Annotated in this window: 25 protein-coding genes; 8 read left to right on the top strand and 17 right to left on the bottom strand. The window is 60.1% G+C overall.

The window, feature by feature from the left end:
• Window positions 1-55 precede the first annotated feature (55 nt).
• From K6301_RS16975 to K6301_RS16935, 9 genes are all read right to left on the bottom strand, one after another.
• Window positions 56-1,588 carry a xylulokinase gene (locus tag K6301_RS16975; protein WP_247221693.1) on the bottom strand — a complete coding sequence of 511 codons (1,533 nt, stop codon included), beginning with the start codon at window positions 1,586-1,588 and terminating at the stop codon, window positions 56-58.
• Window positions 1,589-1,609: 21 nt separating this feature from the next.
• The gene (gene deoC / locus K6301_RS16970; protein WP_247221692.1) at window positions 1,610-2,344 is read right to left on the bottom strand and encodes a deoxyribose-phosphate aldolase; all 735 of its coding nucleotides are present in this window, start codon (window positions 2,342-2,344) and stop codon (window positions 1,610-1,612) included.
• Between the two features lie 181 nt (window positions 2,345-2,525).
• The gene (locus tag K6301_RS16965; protein WP_343298968.1) at window positions 2,526-3,410 is read right to left on the bottom strand and encodes an SIS domain-containing protein; all 885 of its coding nucleotides are present in this window, start codon (window positions 3,408-3,410) and stop codon (window positions 2,526-2,528) included.
• A gap of 16 nt (window positions 3,411-3,426) precedes the next feature.
• Window positions 3,427-4,164 (bottom strand): GolD/DthD family dehydrogenase, encoded by a 738-nt coding sequence (locus K6301_RS16960; RefSeq protein ID WP_247221690.1) that lies wholly within the window; start codon window positions 4,162-4,164, stop codon window positions 3,427-3,429.
• A gap of 129 nt (window positions 4,165-4,293) precedes the next feature.
• On the bottom strand, window positions 4,294-5,283 hold the full coding sequence (locus K6301_RS16955) for a sugar ABC transporter substrate-binding protein (RefSeq protein ID WP_247221689.1): 990 nt from the start codon (window positions 5,281-5,283) through the stop codon (window positions 4,294-4,296).
• 52 nt (window positions 5,284-5,335) lie between these two features.
• On the bottom strand, window positions 5,336-6,286 hold the full coding sequence (locus K6301_RS16950; RefSeq protein ID WP_247221687.1) for an ABC transporter permease: 951 nt from the start codon (window positions 6,284-6,286) through the stop codon (window positions 5,336-5,338).
• Window positions 6,283-7,761: a sugar ABC transporter ATP-binding protein gene (locus tag K6301_RS16945; protein ID WP_247221686.1), complete on the bottom strand. Its 1,479-nt coding sequence runs from the start codon at window positions 7,759-7,761 to the stop codon at window positions 6,283-6,285. The genes K6301_RS16950 and K6301_RS16945 overlap by 4 nt, the downstream gene beginning before the upstream one ends.
• Before the next feature lie 17 nt (window positions 7,762-7,778).
• Window positions 7,779-8,747, bottom strand: a complete 969-nt coding sequence (locus K6301_RS16940) for an ABC transporter permease (RefSeq protein ID WP_247221685.1) — start codon at window positions 8,745-8,747, stop codon at window positions 7,779-7,781.
• A 10-nt stretch (window positions 8,748-8,757) separates the two neighbouring features.
• Window positions 8,758-9,522, bottom strand: a complete 765-nt coding sequence (locus K6301_RS16935) for an SDR family NAD(P)-dependent oxidoreductase (RefSeq protein WP_247221684.1) — start codon at window positions 9,520-9,522, stop codon at window positions 8,758-8,760.
• A gap of 206 nt (window positions 9,523-9,728) precedes the next feature.
• On the opposite strand from K6301_RS16935, the gene K6301_RS16930 reads away from it, so the two are divergent.
• Window positions 9,729-10,448 (top strand): SDR family oxidoreductase, encoded by a 720-nt coding sequence (locus tag K6301_RS16930; RefSeq protein ID WP_247221683.1) that lies wholly within the window; start codon window positions 9,729-9,731, stop codon window positions 10,446-10,448.
• A gap of 7 nt (window positions 10,449-10,455) precedes the next feature.
• Entirely contained in the window at window positions 10,456-10,866 is a 411-nt protein-coding gene (locus K6301_RS16925; RefSeq protein ID WP_247221682.1) for an RbsD/FucU family protein, read from the top strand.
• A gap of 453 nt (window positions 10,867-11,319) precedes the next feature.
• Here the strand turns inward: K6301_RS16925 and K6301_RS16920 are convergent, their stop codons facing one another.
• Entirely contained in the window at window positions 11,320-11,610 is a 291-nt protein-coding gene (locus K6301_RS16920) for a hypothetical protein (RefSeq protein WP_247221681.1), read from the bottom strand.
• Window positions 11,611-11,734: 124 nt separating this feature from the next.
• On the opposite strand from K6301_RS16920, the gene K6301_RS16915 reads away from it, so the two are divergent.
• Window positions 11,735-12,088, top strand: coding sequence for an AraC family ligand binding domain-containing protein (locus K6301_RS16915; protein WP_247221680.1), 354 nt, complete (start codon window positions 11,735-11,737; stop codon window positions 12,086-12,088).
• Between the two features lie 96 nt (window positions 12,089-12,184).
• Here K6301_RS16915 and K6301_RS16910 read toward each other — a convergent pair whose 3' ends face one another.
• Complete coding sequence (locus K6301_RS16910) at window positions 12,185-12,451, bottom strand: hypothetical protein (protein WP_247221679.1); 267 nt, start codon at window positions 12,449-12,451, stop codon at window positions 12,185-12,187.
• 2 nt (window positions 12,452-12,453) lie between these two features.
• Window positions 12,454-14,619, bottom strand: coding sequence for a prolyl oligopeptidase family serine peptidase (locus K6301_RS16905; RefSeq protein WP_247221678.1), 2,166 nt, complete (start codon window positions 14,617-14,619; stop codon window positions 12,454-12,456).
• A 178-nt stretch (window positions 14,620-14,797) separates the two neighbouring features.
• On the opposite strand from K6301_RS16905, the gene K6301_RS16900 reads away from it, so the two are divergent.
• Complete coding sequence (locus tag K6301_RS16900) at window positions 14,798-15,424, top strand: TetR family transcriptional regulator (protein WP_247221677.1); 627 nt, start codon at window positions 14,798-14,800, stop codon at window positions 15,422-15,424.
• A 282-nt stretch (window positions 15,425-15,706) separates the two neighbouring features.
• On the top strand, window positions 15,707-16,195 hold the full coding sequence (locus K6301_RS16895; RefSeq protein WP_247221676.1) for a hypothetical protein: 489 nt from the start codon (window positions 15,707-15,709) through the stop codon (window positions 16,193-16,195).
• Between the two features lie 50 nt (window positions 16,196-16,245).
• Here K6301_RS16895 and K6301_RS16890 read toward each other — a convergent pair whose 3' ends face one another.
• The 5 genes from K6301_RS16890 to K6301_RS16870 form a co-directional block, all read right to left on the bottom strand.
• Complete coding sequence (locus tag K6301_RS16890) at window positions 16,246-17,277, bottom strand: zinc-dependent alcohol dehydrogenase (RefSeq protein ID WP_247221674.1); 1,032 nt, start codon at window positions 17,275-17,277, stop codon at window positions 16,246-16,248.
• Window positions 17,278-17,469: 192 nt separating this feature from the next.
• A complete protein-coding gene (locus K6301_RS16885; protein ID WP_247221673.1) occupies window positions 17,470-18,393 on the bottom strand; it encodes an ABC transporter permease in 924 nt (307 codons plus the stop codon).
• A gap of 13 nt (window positions 18,394-18,406) precedes the next feature.
• A complete protein-coding gene (locus tag K6301_RS16880) occupies window positions 18,407-19,462 on the bottom strand; it encodes an ABC transporter permease (protein WP_247221672.1) in 1,056 nt (351 codons plus the stop codon).
• Entirely contained in the window at window positions 19,455-21,008 is a 1,554-nt protein-coding gene (locus tag K6301_RS16875; protein ID WP_247221671.1) for an ABC transporter ATP-binding protein, read from the bottom strand. Before K6301_RS16875 ends, K6301_RS16880 begins: the two co-directional genes overlap by 8 nt.
• Window positions 21,005-22,111: a BMP family ABC transporter substrate-binding protein gene (locus K6301_RS16870; protein WP_247221670.1), complete on the bottom strand. Its 1,107-nt coding sequence runs from the start codon at window positions 22,109-22,111 to the stop codon at window positions 21,005-21,007. The genes K6301_RS16875 and K6301_RS16870 overlap by 4 nt, the downstream gene beginning before the upstream one ends.
• Window positions 22,112-22,333: 222 nt before the next feature.
• On the opposite strand from K6301_RS16870, the gene K6301_RS16865 reads away from it, so the two are divergent.
• The 3 genes from K6301_RS16865 to K6301_RS16855 all read left to right on the top strand — a co-directional run bounded on the left by K6301_RS16865 (window position 22,334) and on the right by K6301_RS16855 (window position 25,530).
• Entirely contained in the window at window positions 22,334-23,293 is a 960-nt protein-coding gene (locus K6301_RS16865) for a LysR family transcriptional regulator (RefSeq protein ID WP_247221669.1), read from the top strand.
• Window positions 23,290-24,345: an isopenicillin N synthase family dioxygenase gene (locus K6301_RS16860; protein WP_247221668.1), complete on the top strand. Its 1,056-nt coding sequence runs from the start codon at window positions 23,290-23,292 to the stop codon at window positions 24,343-24,345. Before K6301_RS16865 ends, K6301_RS16860 begins: the two co-directional genes overlap by 4 nt.
• A gap of 198 nt (window positions 24,346-24,543) precedes the next feature.
• Window positions 24,544-25,530, top strand: coding sequence for a BMP family protein (locus K6301_RS16855; protein WP_134651597.1), 987 nt, complete (start codon window positions 24,544-24,546; stop codon window positions 25,528-25,530).

Here is a 25,530-nt window from a genome sequence, read left to right as displayed (position 1 = left end):
ATTACACAAATTAGGCACATAGGTGAGGATATCCGCAGATAATGCCGAATTATCCTCACCTAAGAGCAGAAAGCGCAACTGCAATCGTTTGCTGTTGTTGCATTGCTACCAGAAATGCCGAACGCTGCCGCTCTACAAGCGAAGCGCCCGCAGGATCCGGGCTGTGAGCATGCTCGACCACATGCAGGCCGACGATCGACTCGAAATCACGCCATATACCAAGACCGACAAAAGCCAGCGCCGCGGCGCCAAGCGCTGCGGCCTGCTGATCGATCACAGTCTTGACAATCCGGCAATCGAAGATGTCAGCGAATATCTGTCTCCAAAGGGCACTTCGCGCGCCGCCGCCGACGATGACAATCTCGTCGGAAACCTCAGTCATTTTTCTGAGCGCATCGAGTGCGACGCGAAGGGCAAGCGCGATGCCTTCGAAGGTTGCACGCATTATCTCCGGGCGTCCATGCCCGAGATCAAGGCCGACGAAGGCGCCACGCACAGCAGGCCCACCTTCGAGACTTGTGCCTCCGCCGAGAGTGGGCACAAAAAGCAACCCTCCGCTACCCGGCTGCGCCTTCTGTGCAAGATCGGCGAGGGCCTGGTAGACGTCACGCGCTTCCGCTCTAGCCGAGGACGCCACATCCGACATGAGAATATCCCGCACCCAGTTCACCGCCGTGCCGGACGAAAATATGGACGTCGCTGATATGCAGAGACCCGGCACGACATGCGCAAAGGAGTAGGGCCGAACATGACGATCAAGAAGCGGCGCCTTGCACGCGATCGTGAGCCAACTCGATGATCCCATCGAACAGAAGATGTCTCCGTCGCGAAAAGTACGCGATCCCAGCGCCATGCAGCTGTTGTCAACGCCGCCGGCCATAACCTGCACGTCTTGCGGAAGGCCAAGTGCCGCCGCCACATCCGGCAGAAGCTTTCCCACAACAGCGGTTGACGACAAGATCTCGGCAAAGAGCGATGCATCGATACCCGACGCATCGAGAATCGCCCCGGAGTAAGTGCCCGCGGCGAGGTCGTACACGCCTGTTCCAGAGGCATAGGATGGATCGGTGGCAAGACGGCCGGTCAATCGGAAATTGATATAGTCCTTGGTACCGGTGATGGTGTGTGTGGCCTTGAAAACATCGGGCACATGGCGCCGCAGCCACAGGACCTTGAAGAGCGTGTAGAGCGGTGCAGGAAAACCGTTTCCGGTCGTTTCGTACCAGAGATCGTAGTTGTACCGCGCGAAGAACGCTTCGGCTTCCGCTTGCGCCCTGCCGTCCGACCAGATGGGAACGGATTGCTGAAGCAGCTCGCCATTCGCATCGAGGGGAACGCAACCGAGACTATGCCCGGAAATCGAAATTCCTCGAATTCGGCTCGCTTCCACTTCGGGCCGGGCAAGGAGCGTTCGAATGCTCGAAGTCACCGAATTCCACCAATCCAGCGGACGCTGTTCATGACGCCCTGGCGCGGGATAGAAAGTCTCGTAGGCAACGACACTTTCAGCAAGGCAAACTCCGTCCGCACCGAACACGGCGGATTTCACCCCACCCGTTCCAAGGTCACAGGCGATCACGCAGTCCATGGTCACTCCCTCCCCCTATCGTCAAGCAGGCAGCGAAAGGATGCCGTCCGGCAAAGCCTCGACTTGGCGAACCAGCTCGACCGCCACGGTGGTATTGATACCAAAGCGCGTAACCCCCAGGGAAATCATCTGTGCGACCGTATCGAGATCACGCACGCCTCCGGAGGCCTTGATGGCGGCACGTCCGGCGGCTACCTCGGAAATGATCGCGATCTTTTCCACCGTTGTCGCGCTCGGCGTCCAGCCGGTACCGGTCTTCACGAAAGCAGCGCCGCTGCGGCACACAATATCGGTCGCCGTTCGAATTTCGGCATCGCTCAAATGGTAAAGTTCGAGGATGACCTTCACCGGCAAGGGCGCCACGGCTTCGATAACGGCAGCAATTTCATCAGCAACATAGGAAAGATCACCCGACTTCAGTCGGCCTACATTCATCATCATGTCGAGTTCCTGAGCACCGGCGTCTTTCAGGAAATTAGCCTCCGCGACCTTGATCTTCGTTGCCGTTCCACCTGACGGAAAGCCGATCGGACCTCCGACCAGCGTCAATCCCTCCACAGGAATGAGATCGCGCAGAAGCGGTACGAAGTTGGGCAAGGCATGGGCTGCAATAAAGCCATTGCCGACCGCGATCTCCGCCAGCTGCCGCACATCGTTTTCCGTGTGAAAGGCCTGGACGGCGCTGATGTCGATAAGGGCGGCGAGCTGGGCGGAAGTTACGCCGTGAACTGACGCGGCGTTCGCTGGCTTCGTCATGTCTGTCTCCATATGTAGTAATGCTACATTTCTATCTGAAGGACTTTTGCTTTTCCAGTCTGACTCGGAAAGAAAGTCTGGTTCCTGTTTGTTGGCCAGCGCGGTCTCTGCGCGAGCGAGACCCGCCACACACTCCGGCGAAGTGCATGCTCAAAGTTCACGAATTTTGATTTTCAGGACCTCAGATGCGCTCGTTCGCGCGCATATAGGCAAGATTGCGCTTCATCCGTTTGAAGCTCTCGATGTGCTCCTCGCCCCGATTGAGAACAACGGCGGTCGACAGAATGTCGATCACCGTCAAAGCAGCGATCCGCGAGATCGTCGGTGTGTAGATGTTGGTGTTCTCCAGCGTCTCGGCGAGCAGCAGGATGTCGCAATGATCCGCCAGTGGGCCGCGCATCCCCACAATGCCGATCACGCTTACACCGCGCTCCCGGGCAAGCCGCGCGATCTCGATCATCGAGCGTGTTGCAGCGGTGTTGGAAATGACCACGGCAACGTCGCCAGGTTGTAACATCGAAGCAACCATGACCTGCTGATGGGAATCCGTCTCCGCGCCACAGGGAACGCCGAACAAAGGGAATTTCTGCTGCGCATCCTGTGCGACGATGCCCGAGGCGCCGAAACCGAAGAACTCGATCCGTCGCGCCGTCGTCAGGCACTCGACTGCTGCGGAAAGCTGCTCTTTGTCGAGATGGTGGCGCGCCCAGTCTAGGCTCGTCATCATATAATCGAAGATCTTGTCGGCAACCTCGGATGGCCCGTCGGTGTCCATGATGACGGAGTGCGTTGCCGGTGTGCCGAGCGCTAGAGACTGCGCAAGGCGGAGCTTGAAATCCTGGAACCCCTCACATCCGATCGATGTACAAAAGCGGATGACCGTCGGCTGGCTCACGTCGGCCATTTGCGCGGTTTCAGCGACCGTAGCGTTGAGTATCTTGCGCGGGTCCGCAAGCACGATGTCACAGACCTTGCGATCGGACTTGCGCAGTTCCGAACGCATGGAGCGCGCAATCTCGAGAATACTACCGCCCGTCGCCGCTGGAGAAGCTCCATGCATGCTCATCTTCGCTCCTGCCAGATCAGGCGATCGTATAGCCGCCGTCCAAAATAAGATTTTCGCCATTTATCATAGCCGCACCCTCACCTGCCAGAAAACAGGCCGCAGCACCAACTTCCCAGGGCTTGCCGAAGCGGCGCGTTGGTATGGCAGCGCGCGCCCTTTCGCCCTTCTCGCCAGCCCAGCCGCTCAATCCGAGTTCCGTTTCGATCACGGTCGGCGAAATCGCGTTGACGGTCACGCCGCGCGGCGCCCATTCAATAGCCATGCATTTGGTCATGCCGACAAGCCCTGCCTTGCTTGCGCAGTAGGCAACGTGTCCCTCGATACCAATAACGGAAGCCTGCGACGCCAGGTTGATGATACGGCCGTAGCCTGCAGCGAGCATGCCCTTGGAGACGCTGCGCGCCACCAGGAAGGCACCCTTGAGATTGATCTCGATGGTACGGTCCCAATCCGCCGTTGGGAAACTTTCAGCGGGGGCCAGGGGGCCTATGCCGGCATTGTTGATGAGTATGTCGATAGTCCCGATCTTCGCAGTGAGGGCCTCGACCGAGGCTTCATCCGTCACATCAAGAACGTGGCCGTGGTGCCGCTCGCCCAATTCCCGTGCGACGTCCAGGACACTCTCGCTCCTGTCAGTGAGCACGACCGTCGCACCACGCTCCGCGAAAGCACGCGAAACCGCCAAGCCTATACCATTCGCCGCGCCAGTGACGAGGACCGTCCTGCCCTTGAATTCTTCAGAATCGAACTTCATGCATTTCCACCCTGTTTGGCCGGCTTACCGCGACCAATGCTCCCGCGCATTCCTTTTGATGTAGTATGGCTACAACCGCGAGGTCAAGCCATGTGAGATCCGGAGCGCCGAAGCGCTCCGGCAGAGGCGTCACTCGGCGCGCGACCATAGGTTTTCCAGCGTGCCGATATTTTCCTGCGTGGCAAGTCGGCCCTTCGCGAGGCAGATATTGTCCGGGCAATCGACGCCCTCGCCCTTGGCAACCCGGATCGCGACCCGGATCGCCTCTTTCGAATGCGCGTAGGCGTCATACGTCGTGCCCAGATCGATGTACTTGCTCTGAATTGCAGCGACGGCCTCCGGAAACACGTCCTGTGTGGCGATCCAGACATGGTTCGCTTCGCCACGCGGTGCCCACTTGCCGGCGCCCTCAAGCGCGGACTGCACTGCTGGCAGAGCGAAGTCGCTGCCCAGGAACATGCAATTCGCCTGCGGGTTGGCGCGCAATGCGTTCACCGTCCCGGAACGGAAAAGCTCCGGATTCCATTCCGTGGGCACCGAGACAAGCGTCTTCACCACACCGGAAGCATCCGTCACCTCATGCCAGGCCTTCGAACGGTTCATGGCGTTCACATCGGTCAGAGAGCCTTGCAGCTCGATGCACTCACCCTTTACGCCGTTGGCCTTCAGGAGCTCTACGAAGGCTTCCGCCGTGGTCTTGCCCTGATCATAGCTGTCACCACCGACATGCGCCGTCGGCTTCGCGGTCGACGACGGCCGATCAAATGTAATGAAGGGAATGCCGGCCTGGTCGGCAGCGCGAATCGAAGCGCCGATTGCCGCATCGTCTTCCGCGCGCGCGATGATCAGGTTGACGCCCTGATTGATGAGATCCTCGATGTTGGCCGCTTGACGGGCAGGATCGGCGTCTGCCACGTTAATGACCCACTTGAAGTTGATCCCGGCCGCCTCTCCCTGGGCCTTGGCTTCCGACAGCAGATATTCCTGCCATTTCACAGGCAATTGGTTGTCCATTGCATTCCAAGACAGGCCGACAACGAAGTCTTCGGCCCGGACAGCGGTACTTGCCAATGCAACGCCCACGACTAGCGTAGCCGCAACGATCTTGCGCATGCTCATTTCGTTCTCCTCCGGTTGTGGCACCCTGGTTCGGGGGTGCAAAGTCTTGAATTCAGCGCCGTGTCCGGACCGCCGCCTTGCGGCGATGCTGCATGGCGTCGACATACATCGCCAGGAAGATGATCAGTCCTGTGATGAGTTGATACGCATAGGGATTTGCGCTCATCTGATTGAGGCCATTCGCGATCGCCTCGAAAATGAAGGCACCGAGCAGAATGCCGGGAAGGATCGCGCCCCGGCCGCCGAAGAGGCTTATACCACCGACGACCACCACTGCGACCGCCGTAAACTCCATCCCGCGGCCAAGGTACGCGCTGATCGCGCCGACCTGAAGAAGTGCCACAATCCCGCCCAGCGCCGCCAGAAAACCTGACAGCACGAAACTGGCAAACACCGTCCTATCAACCGGAAGGCCGATGCGGCGCGCCGCATCCTCACCATTGCCGATGGCATTGAGGCGACGGCCGAAGACGGTGTGCCGATGAACAATGTGAGCGGCAATGACCACCAGGACAAGTACGACGATATCGGCGAAAAGCGGACCGATCGTCAGATTCCCGAGACGGGCGACCTGCGTCGGCAAGGGGATCAACACAGCGCCGGTCAGGCTGAGCGCAATGCCACGAAGAGCGATCATCGTGCCGAGGGTCGCGATCAATGCGTTTACGCCGAGCACGACGACGATGAATCCATTCAGCGCGCCGAGCACGATGCCAGCCACGAGCGAGGCCAGAAATGCGAGAATCGGCGGCACTGCGTGATCGTTGATCAGCAGCACGGCAAGCGTTGCCGACAGGAAGGCGATAGAGCCGATCGAAATGTCCAGTTTGCCGGAGAACACGACGAGAGCCATGCCGCATGACATGATAACGAGCGGTGCCATTGCGTGCAGCATGGCATTGATGTTGCCCGCTGTGGCGAAATGCGACGTCATCACGGAAAAGAAGGTCAAGATCGCGACGAGGACGAGCGGAAGGCCGACGAGCTGTTTCAAATGGTTCATGCGGCAACCCTCCCGTCAGAAACGGCGTGCATAAGATCATCTTTCGTTGCATCGCCGTAAAGGTTCGCAACAATCCGGCCGCGGTGCACGACCAGATAGCGATCGCAGACGCGCATCATCTCCTCCAGTTCCGAAGAGACGAAGATCACGCCCGCACCCTCCGTGGCGAGTTCGGCGGTCAGGCGAAGAATTTCAGTCTTGGCACTGACGTCGAGGCCACGCGTCGGTTCGTCGAGCATGAAAAGCTTGGGCCGTGTGCCGAGCCACCGTGCGAACACCACCTTTTGTTGGTTTCCGCCCGAGAGCGTGCGAACAGGCTGCGAAAGCGACGACAGCTTGATGCGAAGCCGTTCGACGAAACCGGACGCGAATGTCTTCTCCTTCGCCGCATCGATCATGCCGAAAGCCCCCTTCACCTTGTCCAGGTTGCCGAAGGAAATGTTCTTGGCAACAGAGAGTGGCAAAAGCAGCCCTTCACCGCGTCGGTCCTCCGTCACAAAGCCAACCTTGCGGTGGAGCTTGTCCGGTCGGATGATGTCCAGCGTGTCGCCCGCGCGCCAACGGAGTTCGCCCGCATCGAGCGGATCAAGCCCGACAATGGCGCGCAGGATTTCTGTGCGCCCCGATCCGAGCAGTCCCCAAAGACCGACCACTTCACCCGGCCGAACCTCAAATCCAACATCCGCGATTGCACCGTCGCGCGACAGGCCAGACGCGGCAAGAAGCGGAGGCTCAATAGATATGAAGGCCGGACGAACCCTTTCCTCGGCCTCGACGGAGCCAAGCATTGCCGTTACGACCTCACCGGCGGTGATTGCATGCATATCGCGTGTCTCGATCGTCGTGCCGTTGCGCATAACGGTTACGCGGTCGCAGACCTCGAAAATTTCCTCAAGGAAATGTGTGATATAGATGACAGCGACACCGTCGCGCTTCAGACCAAGCACGACATCAAAGAGCCGGCGCTTCTCACGCTCCGAAAGCGAAGACGTCGGCTCGTCGAAAATGACGATCCCAGGATCGGTGACGAGCGCCCTCGCCACCTCCACCATCTGCCGGTCCCCCATGGAGAGCGTTTCCACCAGCGTATCCGGTGAAAACGTGCAATCAAGGCGGCGAAGCAGTTCGGCAGTTCGCAGGCGCATGACTTTGCGATCGACCAGTCCGCCACGTGTCGGCATGGCATCGATCATCACGTTCTCGGCGACCGTCATGCTCGGCAGCATGTTGAGCTCTTGATGAACGAAGCTCACGCCCTTCTGTTTGGCCTGGGTCGGGGAGGCAAAGGAAACGACCTCGCCGTCAATCAGGATTTGTCCGTGATCGGGTCGCACCACGCCGCCCAGGACGTTCATCATTGTGCTCTTTCCGGCACCGTTCGCGCCCATCAGAGCGTGGGCCTCACCGGCGCGGACTTCAAGGCCGGCCTGTTCGAGTGCCGCGATGCCACCAAAGCGCTTGCTGATCGAGCGCATAACAAGTTTGGCGCTGTTCATCGCTGGGCCCCCGAGCTGATACGGTCCAGGCAGATAAAGGCGATGATCGCAATACCCTTGATGACCAGATTGATGAAGAAGGAAACGCCAAGTTGGTTGAGGCTGTTTGAAATGACGATGATGAAAAGCGCGCCAAGGACAGCGCCGACTGGACGCCCCGATCCCCCGTAGATGGAAATGCCGCCGACGACACAGGCCGAGACGATATCGAGAACAACACCGTCATTTCCCAGATTGGCAGAGGCCGAACCGAGCCGTGCCGTCAGGAGAACCGCGGCTACACCCGCCAGAAGACCCGATACCGCATAGGTTACGAGAAGCACGGCTTCCACATTGACACGGGCAACGCGTGCTGCTCGCGCATTGAGCCCCGCCGCGTAGAGTGAACGCCCGAACGTCGTCGCAGCGAATATGATGCTGGTGGCCGCCGTAACGACGACGAGAACCGCAACCGAGACTGGAATGCCGAGAGGACGGGCCAGAACAATGTCAAAGAATAGCTCTGGAAAATCAGCGATGGACTGGGAATTCGTCATCCAGACGGTCGTTCCGCCCAGCACGGTCATTGTCGCAAGCGTAACGACGAAAGGTGTCATGCCAAGTAGTGCCACTGCAGCACCGTTGAACAGCCCCACACCTGTTCCGACCAGAAGCATCACCATTACGCCACCGGGCACGCCCGCATACCGCATCGCAATGGCCCCCAGCACCGCCGAGAATGCCATATTGGCGGGAATGGAGAGATCGATGCCTCCGCCAACCATGACGAAGGACATCCCCACCGCCATCACGCCCAGTGCGGACGTCTGAACGAGGATGTTCATCATGTTGTTGAATCTGAAGAAGTTCGGCGCGTAAAACGCCATTACCAGCAGCAGTGCTGCGACGATTGCGGCGGGCAGAAGAAACGTCGACAGGGCGCGCCAGGAAATGGTCCCCGTCTGCGGTTGCGAGAGCACGGTCATGGCAATCCAATCAAGTCGAGGTGTAACCGCCATCCGCAACGACGATCGAGCCCGTCATGTAACTGGATGCCGGCGATGCAAGGAAGTGGGCAAGAGAAGCGATCTCTTCCGGTTCGGCGACCCGCCCCAGCGGCGTTCGCTCGGACCACACCTTGAACCAGTCTGGATTGTCGATCCCGCCTTCCGTCATGTCGGTGCGCACGTAACCGGGCGCTATGGCGTTTACGCGGATACCCTTGTCGGCTAGTTCGACAGCCATGGAGCGGGCAATCATGTTCGCTGCCGCCTTGGACGCATTGTAGGCGGTGTGCTTTTGGGGAACATTGGCCACCAGGCCAGACATGGAACCGACGACAACGATCGTTCCACCAGCCTTCATGTGGCGCGCCGCTTCACGCACTGTCCAGAAAACACCGCTGGCGTTTATATCCAGGACATTCTGCCAGTCGGAATCGGACTGCACAAGCGCGTCGCCTTCGATGGCGATGCCTGCATTGGCTATGACGATGTCGAGGCGACCGTGGGCCTCCGCAACATCAGCCATAAGCGCTGACACCGCAGTAGAGTTGCCCACATCCAGCGACTTGAATTCCGCTGTAAAACCCGCATTCTTCAAAACGTCTACCGCAGCGGCGCCATGCTTTTCGTTTCGCCCGGCAAGAATGGGCAAAGCACCAAACTCCGCCAACGCCCTGCCGATGGCAAGTCCAATGCCTCTCGTCCCGCCCGTGACGACGGCAATCTTGCCATCGAGGCGTAATCTGTCCTGATACATCAACTCCTCCCGGCATCCTCTTGCCGTTATGTAGCCTCGCTACATTATTCAATTTAAAATCATCGTTATCGCTACGTGTCAAGGTCAATGTGACGGCATTTATGGCCGTTCACTCCATTTTCTGTAACTTCACTACTTAACTTTTACGCTCTTATGGCCTATAGGCTGATCGCGCCACGCGATGTGGCCTGAGGGAGGAATATGCAATGTCACCATTGGCGATTGTTACAGGAGCAAGCTCGGGCATTGGCGAAGCAACCGCGCGCCACTTGTCAAAGGAAGGCTTCTCTCTGCTGCTGCTTGCGCGGCGTTTTGAGAGATTGGAAAGCCTCGGCCTGCCCAATACGCTTTGCAGACGCATCGACGTTCGAGACCACGAAGCGGTCGCCGTCGCTGTTCGGGAAGCGGAGAGCGTCTTTGGACCGGCGGAATTGCTCGTCAACAACGCAGGGCTGATGCAACTTGGTGCCGTGGCGGATCAGAAAAGGCAGGAATGGCAGGATATGTTCGACGTGAATGTCGTTGCCCTTCTCAACGCTTGCCAGACCGTGCTGCCTGGCATGACCGCCCGCCGACGCGGAACGATCGTCAACATCGGCTCGATTGCAGGCCGGAATGTCTATGGAAACCACACCGCCTATTGCGGCACGAAATTCGCGGTGCATGCCATCAGCGAAAGCTTGCGAAAGGAAGTGGCCGCTGACGGGGTGCGTATCGTCGTCGTGGCTCCGGGGCTTGTGGAGACCGAACTCCTCGACCACACCTCTTCCGAAGACATAAAGGCGGGATATCGCGACTACAAGGAAAGCGTCGGCGGCGCCATACCGCCCGAAGACGTCGCCGAGGCCATCCATTGGGCATACAGCCTGCCGTCGCGTACCTGCATCCGAGAAATCGTTCTTGCACCGACAACACAGGACGCGTGAGAAAACCATGCTCATCGGAATCGACCCCATCCTCACCGCCGACCTTCTTCATGCCCTGAAATCCATGGGGCACAACGACACGATCGTCATAGCGGACAGAAACTTTCCGGCCTCATCGCTTGCACGGCGCTACCTTCCTTTGAGCGGGGTCGACGCGCCTCGCGTAGCAAGAGCAATCCTGTCAGTGATGCCGCTCGACGAAGGCCCGAGCCCGGCGTCAGCCATGACGACGGCTGCGGCCGATGGGCGGAATGCCGTTACGAAGGAGTTGGAGCAGGTGGTGGGGCAGCCACTCAGCCTTCTCACTCCCCCGGATTTCTATGCGGAGGCAACGAAAGCCTATATGATCGTACAAAGTGGCGAACCTCGTTTCTATGGAAACCTTATCCTCCGAAAAGGCGTCCTGCCCCCGCAATAATCTGCAGGGCCTGCAACGCGCCGCCCATGACACGGCGGCGCGGAAGTCAATGCCGGCAGAAACATGCTGCCGGACTTGCCACATCTAGGTGCTTGCACTGCGATCCGATCTTCGCACCATCCCTTCGTCGCCTGCGCCCATCGGCAGCGGTCCGCAGGTCGCAAATGTCACTGCGGGCGTGGCGCTCTCGCAACGTTCGTTGGCGATCCCCGGACAGCCCGACTCCTTTCAATTCTTCGAAGACAAGTGTTCTTCCTAGCCGGCAGCCAGCAGCGCGATTGGTCAATCTTTGAGCGAGGCTGTAACGGCGGCAAGAAGCGCTGCCGGCCGGACCAAAGGGTCGATTTTAGAACGCCCCCTTTCGTGCAGTTCCATAAAATCGAACACGAACAAGCGACCCTTCGCGTAGGCGTAATGAATAGAAGGTCGATTGGCGCTGATATTCGCAACAGGCTAGAGTCCTTCGACCCCCTTGCCGCTCCGCCAGTAGAAGTCGATGATATGCTGGGCGTTGCCCACGATCCGCTGACCAAGCTCGGGATCACCGCCTCGAAGCGTATTCGGATCGCCGCCGCACAGGCACACGAAAGCGACCTGCTGAACTGTGAATAGGAAGTAGTCTCTGCTGGTTGGCTCGAATTCTAAACCCTCTTTCGCAACTCCTTCCTCGACTTCGGCAGTCGCGCCGTCAATCGCCTCGAAGACCTTATCCAGCATCGAACGCTCTGCCGCCTCGCGGATCATAAGGAAGTTCCGCTGATCGGGCGTCGCGATGGCGCACGTCTTCTCTCACATGTCTTTCTCCATGGACCGTGGTTGCTCGTACCAAAATCCGCGCTACCTCACGCAGGAACGCAGGAGGTCGCGGATGAAGGTCCAAAAATTCAGCTTTTCCGACGCAAAACTCATGAAGTCACCGGGACAGGGTGCCGACATCTACGTCGGGAACCTGGTGGACGAAAGAGATGGCGGGCCAGTCACGATCGGATACGGCCGTTACGCTCCCGGCCAATCCCTCACGGAGACAATGGCTGTAGACGACACGATGATCATACTTCACGGACGTTTGTCCGTGTCTACGAGCGACGGTACAGTTACGGCTGGGCCGGGCGACATCATTTACATGCCCAAAGGGCAGTCGGTGACGATAACGACCGAAGGAGAGGGCGCGACGACCGCCTTCGTGACCTATCCTCACTGGGCTGAAGCGCACAAGGGTTGAGGTGACGGGATTATCCCGGCACCGGTTCTCTCGTCGCCCCTGCCCGGTTCTCCTGTAAAGATTACGGCTTAGCGCGCGTATTCGGGAGCGTTCATGTCAATACTCACCACGCTTTCGCCTGATCTCCCGGAGCATTCGCAGGTTTTCTCTGGCTTGCGCTGAATTGATAAGGGCCTTTTCCTGATTCATCAGTTGCTCGCGGTCACGATGGTGACGCTGCATCGACATGCACGTGTTGTCATCCCGATACCCGGAGCAGGGTCCGTAGCGATCGTCTCCCGTGGCCGAGCAACTCGCCAGCGCCAGCAACATGAGGGCAGCACCGCAGATTGATGCTGAAGAAGCGGTTTTTGAACTGAACATCATCACTCTCCACTCGAACGTGTTTGCTTGACCGGATTGATTTTCAGGCCCGTCCAGTGAGCGGCAAAAGCCCACATGTCGGCATGTTGCGAAATGACCTTGTCGAGCGGCATGCCTGCACCGTGCCCTGCGCGGGTCTCGATGCGAACCAGTCGCGGTTTTGGCCCCAGCTCGGCCGCTTGCAGCGCAGCGATGTATTTGAACGTATGAGCGGGAACGACGCGATCGTCCGCGTCGGCCGTCGTCGCCAGTATGGCCGGATAGTCCTCGCCATGCTTGATAGTATGATAAGGCGAATAGGCAATGAGATTGCGGAAATGTGGCTCCTGCGAGGGATCGCCGAATTCGCTGATCCAGAAACCACCCGCCGTAAACTTGTCGAAGCGCAGCATGTCCATGACGCCGACGCCGGGCAGCGCGACATCGAACAGGTCGGGCCGTTGGTTCGTCACCGCTCCGACCAGAAGACCTCCGTTGGATTCACCCTGGATGGCGAGACCGTTCGAGGCGGTGATGCCGCTCCTTTTGAGAAAAGCGCCAGCGGCGATAAAGTCGTCGAAAGAGTTCTGCTTTCTCTCGAGTTGTCCGGCCCGGTGCCAAGCCCTACCGTATTCGCCCCCGCCCCGAATGCCGGCAATGGCCAATACGCCACCCTGCTCCACCCAGGCGAGGTGGATCGGGTTGTAATAGGGAACCTGAGGTATTCCAAAGCCGCCGTAACCATAAAGCAAGGTTGGAGCAGCTGTCGTGACATCCTTGCGGCGCACAATGAAGATCGGCACCTCGGTCGCGTCGATGGAGCGGTAGAACCTTTGTTCGACAGTGATTTCGTCCGGATGGATGGACGCTTCCGGCTCTGCCCAGGGCGTAACGGAATTGGTCTGCGTGTCGTATCGATAGATCGCGGTCGGCGCATCAAACGCGGTAAAGCCGAAGAAAGCTTCCCTGTCGCCCGGATGGCCCGGAAAGCCGCCCGCGGTCCCGATACCCGGCAACGCCACCGTTCCATCAGGTGTTCCGTTTAAGTCGAAGCGGCGTATCTCCGTTTTGGCGTCGACGAGATAGGCTATGAAGAGCTTGTGGCCCATGATCGCAGCATCATTGAGAACCGCGTTATCGGCATCTTCCGGTACGATTTCCTGTGGCCGCAGATCGGCTTCCGCAGGTTCGAGCGACACAATGCGCCGGCGCTCCGCGCCATCTGTGGTTACGAGAATGAGCTTGCTGCCCTCGTTTCCGATAACAGACCATTCGGCATCCATGTTCGGCACGATCGTGCGGGCCTGCCAAGCGCTGGCGGCGAGATCGACGATCGTCAGCGCATTCTCGTTCGTCCCCGGAGATGATGAGATGGCGAGATAACGGCCACCCTCGGTGCGATTGGCGACGTGCAGCAGGCCCGGGCGATCGGGTGTCGCGTAGATCAGCCGATCCTCATCCTGGGGAGTGCCGAGCCTGTGAAAATAGACGGCATGATTGGCAATTACTGCACCTGACGCCCCTTGAGCGGGTTCGGGCATGCGCGAGTAGAAGAAGCCGGAGCCATCCGGAGCCCAGTTGATGTGCGTAAATCTGGCCCGCTCGACGACATCCTGCAGCACCTGACCGCTCTCCACGTCGAGCACGCGGATGGTCCGCCAGTCGGTACCGCCGTCTTGCACACTGAACGCGAGATAACGACCGTCGTCGGAGACGCTCCACTCGCCGATCGCGTCGGCACTGTCGTCCGACCAGGCGTTGGGGTCGATCAGCAGGCGTGCCTCTCCAAAAGCACCGTCGCGCACATATAGGGCCGGTTGGTTCTCAAGACCCCTGTTGAACGTGAAGAAGTACCGGTCGCCACGCTTCCTGGGCACCGTGTAGCGCTCGTATTCAAACAGAGCCCTTATGCGCTGTTCGAGAATGTCCCGGCCGGGAAGCGTGTCGAGGTAGCTTCGCGTTGTCTTATTCTGGGCAACAATCCAAGCGCTGACGGCCTCGCTTCCGCCCGGTGGATTTTCGAGCCAGCGATAGGGATCTGCGACAGTCACACCAAAATGACTCTCTGCCGCGTCGATGCGTTCGGTTTTCGGATATTCGATCTTTGACAATTGACCCTCCAAGGGCTGAGCGGAGGCGCCGGTGACCTGCACGAACAGCGAGATGGCAATAGCGGTCCAGGATTTCATCGGAGCTCCTCACAGCTGACTGGCTTCATAACGCGAGCAACCTTTGCACAATGGCACTAAGTGTCATTATTGTGGCCGCTGCGGTCAACGCCAATTGGCTTGTGCGGCGTTCGGTCTCTTTCTTGGTGGCACTCGTTGCCATATAGTCGCTTGCAACAGGCGTCATGCGGAGTGCTCGATGAGTAGGACAGTGTCGGAAAACGCCCATATAAACGTGGCGCGGTCTGCCGCACGTCTGTTTCTCGAAAGAGGCGTTGCAGGAACCAGCGGCGATGATATCGCTGAGGCTGCGGGTATATCGAGGAGGACGCTCTGGCGATATTTTCGCACGAAGGAGAGCTGCATCGAGCCGCTTTTTGCGCTGACGTCACAGCGTTTTGCCGACAAACTGGCAAAATGGCCCCTTGATATGTCGGTCGAGCGATTTCTCGAGATAACGTATGACTTCAGCAAAATCGATGCCCAGGAAATCGAGGACGGCAGGCTTGTTGTTCACCTCATCGCGCGTCTGGAGGAGGAGCCCGCATTGCTGGAGCCATTCTTCATGGCGACGCGTACGACAGAACTCACGATGGCGCGCGTCATCGCTTTTAGGCTCGATATGTCGCCGACGGATTTTGAGGTGCGACTATGCGCGGCCACCGTTGTTGCGGCGATGCGGATCATAGACGAGACGATCAGCCGCGCGGCAGTGAAATACGGACAAATCCCGACCGTTGCAGAAACGAACGATCGGCTGGCACAGGCGATCCGACGCGCCAGCACTTTGCCGTTCTGCGATCCCGTGACGCCGCGGCCCTGCTGAGCCACGTCGGTAGACGTCACTCTGGAAAAGAGTCTTCGTCGTCCTCAATATTTTGGACGCTTCCCCTTAATTCGAACCGGACGCCGTGTTGGCGCACCGTTTCCCGCAGCGAGGAGACTGGAGTACGCACGGAGTTGGGATTTTCACCACAAAGGGAAGTGGCTTCCGCCGGAATTTTGGCTGCCAGTGTAGGCTGACATTGCCCTGAAAAGGCCATGCCGATTGTGGAGTTTTACGTCGATGATTTATAGTGTCCGCCTCCTCATCAATATGGAAAGAATCATGCGCCTTCTTGCCAATATCCTTGCCGTCTCGCTCGTGGCTGCCCTCCCCGCGGCTGCCGAAGTTCTGGTCAGCAACCAACCCAATGTCGATCAGGATGGCACACTGAAGGTGGACCTGCCCCAAGGCGCACTTGACATCACCATGAACACGGTCGAGGGCACGGGGTTGTTCGTCCATGCAGGCGGCAGTCACGAGGTGCTGCTCGAAAGCGCCTATATGCCGCGCCTGCTCAAAATTCATGACAACAGTGCGCTGCTCGAACTTTATACGGGGGGCAATGCCTGCCCTATCCTCTTTGCCTGGGTGAGTTATGACGAAACCGGGCTGCGCGCCAGCGAGGAATTCGGCACTTGCGCCGAACAGGCTTCCTTCGAGGAAAGTGCCAAAGGTCCGGTCGTGACGATGGATGACATCGAAGCAGGGTCAGGCACGAAGAGTTACCTGTACGACGAGAAGGCGGGAAAAGTGTCTGAAATCCAGCGCTGAAATCGCTGCGCTGGACTTCATGTCGGTTCGCAGGCTTCGGCTACGAAGTGTCATTCGCCCCTAAACCGGATCAGATATTTGGGCCTGCTCCGATCTGGCTTGCTCATGTCGGCGAACATGCTGCCCGCCTCTTCCACACCGCCTATGCGCGCGACCAGTTTTCTCGTATCGAGCTTTCCGGTCGCAAGCAGGTCCAGCGTCAAGCCATAGTAGTCGATGCCGTGCAGGATTCCATGAACGCTGATGTCCTTGAGAACCAGTGATCCCTGACTGACCTCCGGCGATGTGGATCCCGGGATACCGACAAGCGCGATGCGTCCTCCTAGGTCGCAAAGGTCTATGGCGAGCTGCATGGAAGATCGAACGCCCGACGCCTCGATCACGACATCATAGGCGTCGCGGGCGGCCTCCTCCGGCCGAAGGACCCGCGTGGCACCCAGTTCCAGCGCGTAGTCCATTTCCGATTGCGCAACACCGATCACGTCGACCGAGCGTGCCGTCAATTTCGCGATCATGAGGCTGAGCATACCGAGCGTGCCTGTGCCGATCACCACAACGCGATCGGCCTGTCCGACACGGGTCCGCTCGCAGGCGTGATAGGCCGTGACAGCCGGCTCTACGAGCGTTGCCGCCTCAAGGGAGACATTGTCGGGCACGATCGAGACCGCAGTTTCAGGAACCACCACATATTCGGCTGCAGCGCCAGGAATGAAGCGTAGTCCAACCTCCCTGAGATTGCGACATAGATTGCGGCGACCGCGCTGGCAATTGTCGCAGCTGTTGCACGGCACCATGCAGTGACCCACCACGCGGCTACCGACACCGACTCTTTCCGCGCCAGCACCGCGGGAAACGACCGTCCCTGTATATTCGTGGCCGAAGATGAAAGGATGCTTCAGAAAGCCGCTGTCGATATAGAAGCTCTTGCCGTGATGAAGGTGGACATCCGTTCCGCAGATGCCGAGAAACGCTGTTCGAACGACGATTTCATGGGGACCCGCCTTAGGTACCGGCAGTTGCCGGATTTGCAACTCGTCGGCTCCGGTCATCAACAGGGCGGTCATCGATTGGGGTTGATCCATCTTTTCCTCCGATAGCGGTCACGGTCCTGCAACCATGAGCCGAATGCATTTGTCGTGTCCTGCGAGGAACTGTGGATCAGCGGCTAGAGAATAGACGGGCGATCCCGATGGACCTCCGATCCCGGCCAAGGCAATCGTTTCCCTCCAGGAACGACGCAGGCATCTTTAGCGTCCGCGCGATCGGCGCGCCAGTCAATGTTTGTCCTGCCGCAAGTAGACGCGCCCCAAGAAACCTGGCTCACCCGATGTCTTTCCGCGAAGCGAGCTCAGGACCAGCACGCCCAGCGTCAGGATATAGGGCGCGGTCATCGTCAGGTAGACCGGAAAGTCCGCACCGATCGCCTGGAGGCGGGGCACCAGGGCATCGGCAGCCCCGAAGAGAAGCGCTCCCAGAAGGGCGCGCGCGGGATTCCAGCGGGCGAAAATGACGAGAGCGATGGCGACCCAGCCGCGTGCTGCGACCATGCCTTCCACCCACACATGGCTGGTTGCGACGGAAAGATAGGCGCCGGCCAAGCCGCACAGCACACCGGAAGCCAGGACGGCGGCAAGCTGTGTGAGCTGGATATCGATGCCGGCCACATCGGCGGCGGCAGGGTTTTCGCCGACCGCCGTCAGCCGGAGGCCGCTGCGGGTTTTTTGCAGCCACCACCACAGAGCGAAGACGATCAGCGGCAAGGCGATCGTCACGGGATCCTGAACGGCCACGATCCGGCCAAACACCGTGCCGCGATCGATGCCGAAGAGATCGCCCAGGGTCTCAATTCCCCGAAAGGTCTTTTGCACGTAAGGTCGCCCCAGAACACCGGTCACCCCGAGACCGATCGCCACGATGGCAAGGCCTGAAAGCGTGTGGTCAGCGCGCTTGACGACGGTGGCGAGGCCGAAAAGCAAGGCGAGCGCCGCTGCTGCTATGGCACCGCCGCCGAGCGCCGCCCACGGATTGCCGCCCGACAGCACGATGATCGCTCCGGTCATCGCACCGACGGCCATCAAGCCTTCGGCGCCGAGGTTCAGGACACCGGCACGCTCGCAGATGATGAGGCCCAGGCTCGCAAGCAGAAGCGGCGTCGCGTAGCTTGGAATGATGGCAAGCCAGCCGATCAGGAAATCCATGACGAACCTTTCTTCAGCTCGGTCGGCTGAGCGCGTAGGTACTGAAGAACTGTGCCATCAGGATCGAGATGAGCACGGTTCCCTGCACGAGCACGATCATGCCTTCAGAGATGGAGTAGAATACCTTCAGAACGTTGCCGGCCGTGAAGACCGCGCCGAGTGCGAGCGCCACGACGAGCACCCAGACTGGCTTGGCGCGGGCGACATAGGCGACGACGATGGCGCTGAACAGGTAGCCATTGCCGACCACCTGGCTCAGCCGGTGTTCCGTGCCGGCAATGATGGTCACGCCGGCAAGGCCTGAAAGCGCGCCGGAAAGCAGCACCAATCCGGTGATCGTTGCTCCAACCGGCAGTCCCGCCGCCCGCGCGGTCTTGATATTGTGGCCGACGGCATCGGCGTAGAAGCCGACCCTCGTATAGTCGAGCAGATACCAAAGCGCCGCCGTGACTGCGCCGACGAGCAGGAAACCGTCATGCAACTGGCCCCAACCCGTGGCGGCAAAGCGGGACGCCTCGGGAAAAGCCGCCGTTACGGGGAAATTCGTCGCCGGATCGCGCCAGACGCCGAACAGCAGGTGCTGCACGAAAAGAAAGGCGATGCTTCCCAGCAGCAGCGTCGAGATGACTTCGTTGACACCCCACTTCAGCTTGAGCCAGAGGGGCAGCGCAATCCAGGCGGCGCCGACGACGGCACCCAGGACCAGCATCAGCGGCAGCCGCAGCGGCTCCGGGCCGATCCCGCCCAGTGCCACCCAGGTGGCGGCGACCGCGCCGAGCCAGAGTTGGCCCTCGATTCCGATGTTCCAGAACCGCACCCGCATGGCAACCGCCGAGGCCAGGCCGACGAGGACGAGCGGCAGGGCCGCGGTCAGCGTTTGGGAAAGACCATCCGACGTCAGAAAGGTTGCGACAAGAAACTCGTCGACAAGCGCATCGGCCGGCACGCCGGCCTGCACGAGAAGGATCGCGGAAATGGCAAGGCCGACGAACAGCCCGCCCGCGTAGCATGCCCCGGAGAGCAGCGGGCCCGGCGCTTGCCGGCGAACAAGAAACGCAGCATCAAACATGGCCGGCGAGCAGCGCTCCAATCCATTCGGGGGTGACGTCGCCGATTGCAAGACAGCCGGCGATGGCCCCCCTGTTCATGACGGCGACACGATGGGACAGCGACAGGACCTCGTTGAGATCTTCGCTGATCAGAAGACAGGCCGCGCCGCCTTCGACGGCCTGCTTGATGGCATTGCGGACGAAGAGCGTGGCCTTCATGTCGAGGCCCCGCGAAGGGGAATGTGCGACCAGCACCTTCATCCCGGCGTCGAGCTCGCGCGCCAGCAGGACCTTCTGCGCGTTGCCGCCCGACAGAAGCGCTGCGGAGCGCTCCGGCGAGGCGCCCCTGATATCAAAGCTTAGGATCGCCGCGGCGGCAGCATGCCGCATCCCCTTGCGGTTCAGAAAGAAAGGCCCACCGAAATCCCCCTTCGCGACCTGCGTCAGGGCAAGGTTTTCGGCAATGGACAGCTCGCGAACAAGGCCGGCCTCGAAGCGGTCGGACGGGATGATGCGCAGACCGGCCTTTCGCCGGTCATGGGGCGACGCACGCGAAAGATCACGACCGCCGAGACGGATGGAGCCTTGATCCTGTCTCGACAGTCCGGTCAGGCAGGCCACCAGTTCTTCCTGTCCATTGCCGCCGACGCCTGCGATGCCGAGCACTTCGCCGGCGTGAAGTTCGAAATTGAGCGCGTTCAACCCCTGACCGAACCGGTCGGGTTTCTGGGTCAGGCCCGATACACTGAGATTGACGGCACCCGGACTTGACAGAGGGCGTTCGCTCACGGCCAGCGCCTCGCCGACCATCAGCCGCGCGACATCGCCCTCGTCGATATCGGCAACCGGCGCCCCGGCCATCACCGTCTTGCCGTGCCGCATGATGGTGATGCGGTCGCAGAAGCCGGCGACCTCGCGGAACTTGTGCGTGATCAGCACGACGGCGTGGCCCTGCCGCGCCAGACGCCGGACGAAGGAGAGCAGCATCCTTGCCTCCTCCTCGCTCAGCACTGCGGTCGGTTCATCGAGAATGAGGATGCGGGCGCCCAGCAACAGGACGCGGACGATCTCGACGCGTTGACGCTCGGCTGTCGAGAGGTCCGCAACGACCCTGGCAGGGTCCACGGGCAGGCCGACTTCTGCGGCCTTCGCGGCGATAGCCGCCGCGGCCTGTGCCGGCGTGCGAATTTTGCTTTCGCGGCCAAGGCTCAGGAGTATGTTTTCAGAAACGGTGAAACTCTGCACGAGCCGGAAATGCTGGTGCACCATGCCGAGGCCTGCCGCCGTGGCCTCCATCGGACTGCGCGGGCTCCTGGCTTCCCCATCAATCGTCTGTTCTCCGCCGTCGGCCGCATAGACGCCGGCGGCGACATTCATCAATGTCGACTTGCCCGCACCGTTCTCGCCGACGATCGCATGCACTTCCCCCCATTCGAGGCGGAAGGATGCATCGACCAGCGCCGGCTTGCCGTCGAAGGCCTTGTCGATGCCCTTGAGGTCAAGCGCGGGCGGCGCGCCGGGGAACAGGGTTCCCCGGCCACCCGATTGATGCAGCGTGTCGATCATTGCTTCGCCGGCATTGTGCCGGTGATGCCCTCGACGAAGTAATCCATCGACCACAAGGCGCCGTCGTCCAGCTTGCTCCCGGCCTCGACGAGCACGGAGCCATCCTGCTTGTTGATCGGGCCCTGGAAGGGATCGAGCGTGCCGGCGATAATCTGCTGCTTGGCAGCCTCGATCTTCGCTTTGGTCTCGTCCGAGACGCTGGGGCCGAACGGTGCGAGATCGATCACGCCCTTGTCCATGCCCTCGAAGGCGCCGAATTCCTCGGGCTTCCAGCTCCCGTCGATGATTTCCTTGATCGTCGGCACGAGATATTTTTCCCAGCGAAAGACGACCGAGGTCTGGATGGTCTTTGGCGCGGCGTGCGACATGTCGAGCTGGAAGCCGAACGAAGGCGTGCCCGCCTTTTCCGCGACGTCGAGCGCAGAGGTGGCGGAGAGGTTGGTCGCGAGCACGTCGGCCTTCTGGTCGAGAATCGCCTGGGCCACCTGGCCTTCCTTCACCGGATCCCACCAGGAGTTGGTGAACACCGCGATGGTTTGGATGTCAGGATCGACCGAGCGGGCGCCAAGAGCGAAACTGTTGATGTCCCAGTTGACCACGCCGACCGGGAAGCCGGCCAGGATGCCGATCTTCTTGGTCTTGGTGGCCTGGGCGGCGGCGATGCCGGCGAGATACCAGCCCTGGTAGGTGCGGGCGTAGAAGCTCTCCATGTTCGGGCCGTTTTCGGTGCCCGACGCGCTCAGGAACGCGACGTTCGGATAGGCCTTCGCGGCTTCGGCCATCGGAGCGCTGTAGCCATAGGTCGTGCCGACGATGATGTTGAAACCGCGCTTCACATAGAGGTCGATCGCCGCGCGAAGCTTGGTCGCTTCTTCCGGTATGTTCTCGGTGACGGCGACTTCGATCTGGAGCTGTTCTTCGACGGCCTTGCGGCCGGCTTCGAGTGCCTCGTTCCAACCGCCGTCCAATGCTGCACTGCCATATATGAAGGCGACCTTCGGCGGACCTTCGAGCGTGAAGCCCCAGGCCGTGGACGAAGCCAGAAGCGACATCGCGGCAGCGAGACAGGCCGCCCGGGCCTTCGGAAATTTGGTGTCTGTCATGTCGGTTCCCCTTGTTTTTGCCGACGTCGGTTCGTTTTGGACACACGTTTCCCGGCGGGCGAAGGCCCGTTCGAGCAACGTCGTCGCTGACGTTCATTCCGGATTTTCAAAAGCAGTCTTGGCTCTTGTGCAGTGCATAAAATCGCATTACGGTCGTTCATGCAATAAAAATAATCATGCCCAATTTTTTGGCATTTTGTTCAGAATTATGGACGATCAGACGTGAACACCGAGGCATTGGCTTCCTTCGTCAAGATTGCGGAACTGCGCTCGCTGTCGGCCGCAGCAAAGCTTTACGGCCTGCCGAAGTCGACGCTCAGCCTGCGGATCAAGCAGCTTGAAGCGGATTTGAACGTTGCGCTTTTTGAGCGTTCGGGACGTAACCTGCTTTTGACGGAAGAGGGCCAGACCCTGCTCGTGCATGCCCGTCAGATCCTGCAGAGTTGCGACACGGCGAGAGCCGCCGTCACCGAACCGTCGGACGATGTCGCCGGCACTTTGCGGATCGGTGCAACGGGTGAGTTCGGCACCGCCTTCTATGCGCAGATGCTGATCGTGTTCCGCAGGCTCTATCCGAATGTCGATATCGAGCTGACATTCTTCTCGCCTCACGTCCTCTATGCCGCCGAAAGCCTCGACATGCTGGATGCGGTCATATCCTGGGACGATGGGGAGGCGGACGGCGAAACGCTCTCCACCGCGACTTTCGCTCTTTTCGCCAGTCAGAGCTATATCGATCGCATGGGCATGCCGGCATTGCCCGCCGATCTGGCCGAGCACCTCGGCATCCTTTACCGCACGCCGCGCGGGCTTCAGCAATGGCGGCTGCAGAAGGGCGGTGCGCAGGAAAGCATCCTGCCGCGCTCAAGCCTGATTGCCAACGATTTCTGGACGATCAAGTATTTCGCGGTGGCGGGAGAAGGCATCGGCTACCTTCCGCACTTCTTTACCGACATCGAGTGCGAGCGTGGCCATCTTGTGCCGCTCCTGCCCGATTGGACGTCGGCGGAACGCCGCGTGAGCATACGCGTCACCCGGCCTCACGCCCGCTCGCGCAAAATGGCGGCATTCATGGATGTCTGCCGCCGCTACTTCTCGCCCGGCTTTATGTTTGTCGGGCCGCGTTACTACGTGGAAGCGATTCACGATCCAAGCCAACAGAAAGAGGGAACAGAACCATGAAAGCATTGGAGACCGGAAACGGCGTTCGCGTCATGAAGAATGGCGGGTTGGACCCGCAGCGCATCAGCTTCGACAAAATCCCGATCATCGACCTCGAGCCAATGTTCAGCGGCGACGCCGCCGCCAAGGAAAGGCTGGCCGAAGAGTTGCGCAAGGCCTGCACGGAAGTCGGGTTCCTGTACATCAAGAACCACCACGTCCCGCAGGAGGTCATCCAGAAGACGTTTGATGTGGCCGAGGATTATTTCGCCTTGCCCGACGACGTGAAGATGCAAAACCACGTCTCGAAGTCCAAGAACAATCGCGGCTATGCAGCAATGCTGGAGGAAAACACCGACCCCACCGCCCGCGGCGACCTGCACCAGTCCTTCGATATCGCGCTCGACGTCCCGGCGGACGATTCCGACGTGCTGGCCGGAAAAGTCCTCTACGGCCCGAACCAGTGGCCTGCGGATCAGCCGCAATTCCGTGCCGCGCTCGAAGCCTATCACGTCGAGATGCTGAAGCTCAGCGGCCACCTGCTGCATGCCTTCGCGCTGTCGCTCGGGCTCGAGGAAACCTATTTCGACTCCATGGTGGACAAGCCGCTTGCGACCCTGCGCGTCCTGCACTATCCGCCGCAGTTCGGCGAGATCGACGATCGCCAGATCGGTATCGGCGCGCATTCGGACTATGAGTGCTTCACCATTCTCGCCCAGAAGGAAGGTATTTCGGCCCTGCAGGTTCTGAATGCTTCCGGCGAATGGATTGCCGCCGATCCGATTCCGGGCTGCTTCGTCGTCAATATCGGCGACCAGATGGCGCGCTGGACCAACGATCTGTTCGCCTCGACGGTGCACCGGGCGATTAACCGCTCCGGCAAGGAACGCTATTCCATCCCATTCTTCTTCGGCCCCAACTACGACACGGTGCTGGAGGCGTTGCCGAGCTGCGTCGATGAGGATCACCCGGCAAAATACGAGCCGGTGACATCGGGCGATTATGTCAACGGCCGGTTCGCCGCGACGTTCGCCCATTATGCCGAGGCGCAGAAGCAGGACGCCACCGTTTGATCTGATCGGGCGCGACCACCTTCCCGAAGTGGACAGGGGTCGCGCCAGGCTTGCTCTCGCCACGACAGCGCGCGCATGGCCGCGCACCCTGTCAATGGAATGGGGATATGCCTATTTAGAAGCCACCTTGTTTTCTTGACTTCAAAATGTGCAGTCGCTATCGATTTATCAATTGGTAAAAAACCGGGGAACTCATCGATGATCGACAAACTGCTTATCTCCCGCCGTGGCGTGCTTGCCTCCGGCCTCGCTCTAAGTGCCTCGGCGTTCATACCTTCCGCACGAGCTGCCGCGGCGGTCAAGGTCGCCGGCATCCACGGCTCGCCGGTGGAAAACGCTTGGAATTCGGTCCTGCACAAGGCGCTGCAGGACGCCGCGGCGGAAGGTGCGATCGAGTACGTTTTCTCTGAAGGCGTCTCCGGCACCGACTATCCGCGCGCGATGCGCGAATATGCCGAACAGGGCGCTAAGCTGATCATCGGCGAAACCTTTCCCGTCGAGAAGCAGGCGCGCGAAGTGGCCGCCGACTATCCTGAGACGGCCTTCGTCATGGGATCGAGCGGCAAGGAAGCCGGCGATAATTTCGGCGTGTTCGGCACCTGGAACTTCGACGGCGCCTATCTCGCCGGCATGCTGGCCGGCAAGATGACGAAGTCGAACGTCGTGGGTTCCGTCGGCGCCATGCCGATCCCGGAAGTGAACATGCTGATCAATGCCTTCGGCGCGGGCGTCAAGGCCGTCAATCCGGATGCCAAGCACCTCGTCACCTTCATCGGTACCTTCTTCGACCCGCCGAAGGCGCGCGAGGCCGGCTTGGCCCAGATCGACGCCGGGGCCGACATCCTGTTCGGCGAGCGCATCGGCACGGCCGACGCCGCCAAGGAGCGCGGCATCAAGTCCGTCGGGTCGCTGATCGACTACACACCGCGCTACCCTGACACGGTCTTTGCCAATGCGCTGTGGAACTTCCGCCCGATCCTAAACGCGGCGCTCGCCGACGTGGCCGCCGGCAAGCCGACCGGCCGCGACTACACCGCCTACGGCCTGATGAAGGAAGGCGGCAGCGACATCGTCTTCGTCAAGGGCGTGGCGCCTGCCGAAGCAGAAGCTGCGATGGAGGCCAAGCGCGCCGAGATCAAGGCGGGCACCTTCGAAGTCCCGCGCATCATGGACGAGCCGAAGTAA

The organism is Shinella oryzae (assembly GCF_023038235.1).
GTDB lineage: Bacteria > Pseudomonadota > Alphaproteobacteria > Rhizobiales > Rhizobiaceae > Shinella > Shinella sumterensis.
Note: the sequence above shows the minus strand (reverse complement) of the source record. Positions and strands in the feature narration are given on the sequence as shown.

What these genes read in the sequence shown, in the direction of transcription:
- K6301_RS16975 (WP_247221693.1), bottom strand. Translation starts at nt 1,588, where the DNA reads ATGGACTGCGTGATCGCCTGTGACCTTGGAACGGGTGGGGTGAAATCC.
- deoC (WP_247221692.1), bottom strand. Translation starts at nt 2,344, where the DNA reads ATGACGAAGCCAGCGAACGCCGCGTCAGTTCACGGCGTAACTTCCGCC.
- K6301_RS16965 (WP_343298968.1), bottom strand. Translation starts at nt 3,410, where the DNA reads ATGAGCATGCATGGAGCTTCTCCAGCGGCGACGGGCGGTAGTATTCTC.
- K6301_RS16960 (WP_247221690.1), bottom strand. Translation starts at nt 4,164, where the DNA reads ATGAAGTTCGATTCTGAAGAATTCAAGGGCAGGACGGTCCTCGTCACT.
- K6301_RS16955 (WP_247221689.1), bottom strand. Translation starts at nt 5,283, where the DNA reads ATGAGCATGCGCAAGATCGTTGCGGCTACGCTAGTCGTGGGCGTTGCA.
- K6301_RS16950 (WP_247221687.1), bottom strand. Translation starts at nt 6,286, where the DNA reads ATGAACCATTTGAAACAGCTCGTCGGCCTTCCGCTCGTCCTCGTCGCG.
- K6301_RS16945 (WP_247221686.1), bottom strand. Translation starts at nt 7,761, where the DNA reads ATGCGCTCGATCAGCAAGCGCTTTGGTGGCATCGCGGCACTCGAACAG.
- K6301_RS16940 (WP_247221685.1), bottom strand. Translation starts at nt 8,747, where the DNA reads ATGACCGTGCTCTCGCAACCGCAGACGGGGACCATTTCCTGGCGCGCC.
- K6301_RS16935 (WP_247221684.1), bottom strand. Translation starts at nt 9,522, where the DNA reads ATGTATCAGGACAGATTACGCCTCGATGGCAAGATTGCCGTCGTCACG.
- K6301_RS16930 (WP_247221683.1), top strand. Translation starts at nt 9,729, where the DNA reads ATGTCACCATTGGCGATTGTTACAGGAGCAAGCTCGGGCATTGGCGAA.
- K6301_RS16925 (WP_247221682.1), top strand. Translation starts at nt 10,456, where the DNA reads ATGCTCATCGGAATCGACCCCATCCTCACCGCCGACCTTCTTCATGCC.
- K6301_RS16920 (WP_247221681.1), bottom strand. Translation starts at nt 11,610, where the DNA reads ATGATCCGCGAGGCGGCAGAGCGTTCGATGCTGGATAAGGTCTTCGAG.
- K6301_RS16915 (WP_247221680.1), top strand. Translation starts at nt 11,735, where the DNA reads ATGAAGGTCCAAAAATTCAGCTTTTCCGACGCAAAACTCATGAAGTCA.
- K6301_RS16910 (WP_247221679.1), bottom strand. Translation starts at nt 12,451, where the DNA reads ATGTTCAGTTCAAAAACCGCTTCTTCAGCATCAATCTGCGGTGCTGCC.
- K6301_RS16905 (WP_247221678.1), bottom strand. Translation starts at nt 14,619, where the DNA reads ATGAAATCCTGGACCGCTATTGCCATCTCGCTGTTCGTGCAGGTCACC.
- K6301_RS16900 (WP_247221677.1), top strand. Translation starts at nt 14,798, where the DNA reads ATGAGTAGGACAGTGTCGGAAAACGCCCATATAAACGTGGCGCGGTCT.
- K6301_RS16895 (WP_247221676.1), top strand. Translation starts at nt 15,707, where the DNA reads ATGCGCCTTCTTGCCAATATCCTTGCCGTCTCGCTCGTGGCTGCCCTC.
- K6301_RS16890 (WP_247221674.1), bottom strand. Translation starts at nt 17,277, where the DNA reads ATGGATCAACCCCAATCGATGACCGCCCTGTTGATGACCGGAGCCGAC.
- K6301_RS16885 (WP_247221673.1), bottom strand. Translation starts at nt 18,393, where the DNA reads ATGGATTTCCTGATCGGCTGGCTTGCCATCATTCCAAGCTACGCGACG.
- K6301_RS16880 (WP_247221672.1), bottom strand. Translation starts at nt 19,462, where the DNA reads ATGTTTGATGCTGCGTTTCTTGTTCGCCGGCAAGCGCCGGGCCCGCTG.
- K6301_RS16875 (WP_247221671.1), bottom strand. Translation starts at nt 21,008, where the DNA reads ATGATCGACACGCTGCATCAATCGGGTGGCCGGGGAACCCTGTTCCCC.
- K6301_RS16870 (WP_247221670.1), bottom strand. Translation starts at nt 22,111, where the DNA reads ATGACAGACACCAAATTTCCGAAGGCCCGGGCGGCCTGTCTCGCTGCC.
- K6301_RS16860 (WP_247221668.1), top strand. Translation starts at nt 23,290, where the DNA reads ATGAAAGCATTGGAGACCGGAAACGGCGTTCGCGTCATGAAGAATGGC.
- K6301_RS16855 (WP_134651597.1), top strand. Translation starts at nt 24,544, where the DNA reads ATGATCGACAAACTGCTTATCTCCCGCCGTGGCGTGCTTGCCTCCGGC.